This window comes from Nakamurella sp., assembly GCF_048594475.1.
Lineage (GTDB): Bacteria > Actinomycetota > Actinomycetes > Mycobacteriales > Nakamurellaceae > Nakamurella.
In genome coordinates this window covers 1-2,704 of record NZ_JBMDXT010000247.1, presented here as the reverse complement: position 1 = coordinate 2,704, position 2,704 = coordinate 1, and the positions used below count along the sequence as shown (strand labels likewise).

At 71.4% G+C, this 2,704-nt stretch carries 3 protein-coding genes; all 3 read left to right on the top strand.

Going from position 1 to position 2,704, the window contains the following annotated elements; translation table 11 throughout:
• Window positions 1-171: 171 nt before the first annotated feature.
• On the top strand, window positions 172-1,581 hold the full coding sequence (locus tag ACOJUF_RS11420) for a glucose-6-phosphate dehydrogenase (protein WP_420121969.1): 1,410 nt from the start codon (window positions 172-174) through the stop codon (window positions 1,579-1,581).
• Between the two features lie 224 nt (window positions 1,582-1,805).
• Window positions 1,806-2,276: a phage holin family protein gene (locus ACOJUF_RS11415; protein WP_420121968.1), complete on the top strand. Its 471-nt coding sequence runs from the start codon at window positions 1,806-1,808 to the stop codon at window positions 2,274-2,276.
• Between the two features lie 98 nt (window positions 2,277-2,374).
• Window positions 2,375-2,704: alpha/beta fold hydrolase (locus tag ACOJUF_RS11410; protein WP_420121967.1), on the top strand; the 330-nt coding region annotated here is incomplete at its 3' end.

The following is a 2,704-nucleotide window of genomic DNA, read 5'->3' as shown; positions in this document are numbered from 1 at the left end:
TCGCTGATCAAACCCGCGCCTGCTGCCGGATTCGTCCGGTTCTGCTGCGGGTTTGATCAGCGAAGCCGGCGTGCTGGCCGGATCGGGCCGTGAGCAGCGCGATCACCCCGGATGGGTGACCACCGGCCGGGGTGATCCCGCGCAAATCGTCGCAGCGGTAGCGTCTGCGCCATGTCTGCGCTGACCCGTCCCGACACCCCGGTGATCATCGTGCTCTTCGGGGCCACCGGCGATCTGGCCAAGAGAATGGTGTTGCCGGCGTTCTTCACGCTGGCCGAGCAGAAGCTCATGCCCGAGGACTACCTGCTGATCGGGACCGGCCGCGGCCAACGGACCGACGAGGAATTCGCCCAGCACATCCACGACGCGCTGACCGAGTTCGCCAGCACGCCCGACCCCGACGAGTGGGCCCGGTTCAGCGCCCGGGTGCGGTTCGCCGGGGGCGGCTTCACCGTCGACGACCCGGGCGAGCTGGTCGACGCCGTCGCCAAGGCCCGCCAGGACCTGGGCGAGAGCGCGCAGCTGATCAACTACTTCGCGGTGCCGCCGGTGGCGTTCCAGGGGTTCACCGCGGCCATCGGCGCGCACGGGCTGGCCACCGGCTGCCGCGCGGTCTACGAGAAGCCGTTCGGCAGCTCCCCCGAGGACTTCCGCACGCTGAACGCGGCCGTGCACGAGGTGCTGCAGGAGTCGCAGGTCTACCGGATCGATCACTTCCTGGGCAAGGAGGCGACCCAGGACCTGCATGTGCTGCGTTTCGCCAACAGCCTGTTCGCGAACGCCTGGAACGCCGAGCACATCGAGTCCGTGCAGATCGACGCCCCGGAGACGCTGGACATCGACGACCGGGCCGGCTTCTACGACGCCACCGGCGCCATGCTGGACATGGTCATCACCCATCTGTTCCAGGTGGCCGCCGAGGTGGCCATGGAGCGCCCGGCCAGCATGGACGCGGACGCCCTGCAGTCGGCCCGCGAGGAGGTCATCGGCTGCTTCCGGCCGCTGGACCCCGCCGAGGTCGTCCTGGGCCAGTACGAGGGATACCGCGACGTCCCCGGCATCGCGCCGGACTCCACCACCGACACGTTCGTCGCCGCGCGCATGTGGGTGGACAACGACCGGTGGCGCGGGGTGCCGTTCCTGCTGCGGACCGGCAAGCGGATGGCCGAGTCGACCCAGCGGGTCAGCGTGGTGCTCAAGCCGCCGGCCGACGCGCCGTTCGCCGTCCCGGCCGACGGCGGCGTGCTCTCGTTCTCGCTGGCCGGGAACGGCGCGGTGAATCTGTCGATGGTCGTCAAGGAGCCCGGACCGGGGCTGTCGCTGGTGGTCAGCGACGCCTCCATCGTGCTCGGCGAGGTGGAGGGCGCCGACGCGCTGCCGCCGTACGTCCGGCTGATCCACGACGTGCTGATCGGCGACCGTTCGCTGTTCACCCGGCCGGACGGCCTGGCCAGTGCCTGGAACGTGCTGCAGCCCGTGCTGGACCACCGGCCGGCGGTCCAGCCCTACCCGCAGGGCAGCTGGGGACCGGCCGCGGCGGCCGATCTGGCGACACCCGGACGCTGGTTGCTCGGGCAGTAGGCGGTCCAACACCGCCCTGAGCGGAACCCGGACCCGCCCGGCATGGCACGATGAAGCCCGCCACGATCGCGGCGGGCACCGATGGGTGTACCGGCGTCCGGTCGGGGTACCAACCAGACCGGTGCGCGCGCCGCGTCCGGGACCGGCCACCGGTCACCGCACGCGCCGGGCACCAGCCTCCGGCCGGGTGACCGGCCGGACCGTCGACCGTGGAGGAGAGGGTCGTGACGACTCCGGGGAGCCCGCCGAACCAGTTCACCCTTCCCGGGTCGACCGGTGCCCAGATCCCGCTCGTCACCGAGCCGGCCATCGACCGCAACGCCTCCATGGGCGAGCTGGTCAAGGACGTCACGACGCACATGTCGACGCTGGTGCGCTCGGAGATCGAGCTGGCCAAGCTGGAGATCACCCAGACCGTCAGGACCGGGGCCACCGGCGGTGCGTTCTTCGCGGTGGCCGCCGTCATCGGCGCCTTCTCGATGTTCTTCTTCTGGTTCATGGTCGCCTGGATCCTCGCCATCTGGCTGCCGACCTGGGCCGCCTTCACCATCGTCTTCTTCGTCATGCTGCTGATGGCCGGACTCTTCGCCTTCCTGGGTCTGCGCAAGGTGAAGAAGGTCCGCAAGCCGGAGAAGACGATCGCCTCCCTCGAGGCGACCGCGGCCGCCCTGAAGACCGCGGCCACGGGTTCCTGAACGGCGAACGGACCGGCGCGCTGACCAGCCTCCCCGACCGCCCCGAGCCGGCGTCCACCGGTGGGCCGGCCAAGGGCCGCGCGCCCGTCGGTGCCTCGGTGCGGGACGACGGACCCTGGGAGCACCGGGACGTCAGCGCCAACGGCATCCGCTTCCACATCGCCGAGGCGGGCACCGGCCCGCTGGTCGTGCTGCTGCACGGGTTCGGCCAGTACTGGCGGTCCTGGCGCTACCAGCTGCCCGGGGTGGCCGAGGCCGGCTTCCGGGTGGTGGCCCCCGACCTGCGGGGCTACGGCGACACGGACAAGACCCAGCGCGGGTACGACGCGTTCACCCTGGCCGACGACGTCGCCGGGCTCGTGCGCTCGCTCGGCGAGCGGGACGCGGTGCTGGTCGGGCACGGCTACGGCGGGGTGACCGCCTTCAAC

What these genes read in the sequence shown, in the direction of transcription:
- ACOJUF_RS11420 (WP_420121969.1), top strand. Translation starts at nt 172, where the DNA reads ATGTCTGCGCTGACCCGTCCCGACACCCCGGTGATCATCGTGCTCTTC.